Annotated in this window: 1 protein-coding gene; it reads left to right on the top strand. The window is 73.6% G+C overall.

Annotated elements, in window-relative coordinates; translation table 11 throughout:
* A partial coding sequence (locus ACLEQD_RS44305; protein WP_410391918.1) for a hypothetical protein occupies window positions 1–859 on the top strand: 859 nt, incomplete at its 5' end.
* Window positions 860–948: the final 89 nt, after the last annotated feature.

A 948-nucleotide genomic window follows, 5' to 3' on the forward strand; every position in this document is an offset into this window, starting at 1 on the left:
GGCGTTGCGAGAGGCCCTGGAGGCGCACGCGGCGCCCACGTTCGTGCCGCCCCTGGTCGCGGCGCGGCCCGCCCCGGAGCCCACCACGGAGGGCATCACCTTCCACGAGGGGGAGACGGGGAGCGGGGGCTCCCTGGAGGCCCGCTTGCGGCTGGCGGTGTTGCCGGCCGCGCTCGTCATCGCCTTCCTCGCGGTCGGGTCACCGGGCTTCCACGGGCTGCTGCGCATCTTCCTCACGATGCCGGTGCACGAGGTGGGGCACGCCGTCACCGCGTGGTTCTGCGGCTTCAGCGCCACGCCCACGCTGTGGGTGACCCACGTGTCGGAGGACCGCTCGACGTTCATGGTCCTCCTGATGGCGGGGCTCTGCGGCGCGCTCGCGTGGCAGGGCTGGAAGCGCCGCCGGTGGACGTGGCTGGGCGTGGGCGCGGGGCTGCTCGTCGCGCAGGGGGTGTGCACGTTGGGGCTGACGCATGCGCAGGCCAAGGCCCTCACCTTCTTTGGCGGCGACGCGGGCCTGATGGTGCTGGGCACGCTCTTGATGGCCACGTTCTACGTGCCGCGCGGCCACTACCTCCACCGGCACCAGCTGCGCTGGGGCTTCGTCGCCATGGGCGCGGCGGCGTTCATGGACGGCTTCGAGCAGTGGTGGGCGGCGCGCACCGACGTGGACCGCATCCCCTTCGGCCGCATCGAGGGCGTGGGCCTGAGCGACCCCAGCACCCTGGTGGACGTCTACGGCTGGAACATCCGCCGCGTCATCCACTGGAACGTCACCGTGGGCGTCGTCTGTCTCATGGCCCTGGGCGCGCTCTACCTGCGGGGCCTCTGGACGGCCCGCGACGCGCTGCGCGGCTGAGGCGCGGCCTCGCGCCAGCTCCCGAACGGCCACTCGAAGCCCGGCGTGCTCAGCACCTCCGGCTTGCGAGCCCCCGCCAGCCGCAGGGC

It is taken from the genome of Corallococcus sp. 4LFB (assembly GCF_046520365.1).
Taxonomy (GTDB): domain Bacteria; phylum Myxococcota; class Myxococcia; order Myxococcales; family Myxococcaceae; genus Corallococcus; species Corallococcus caeni.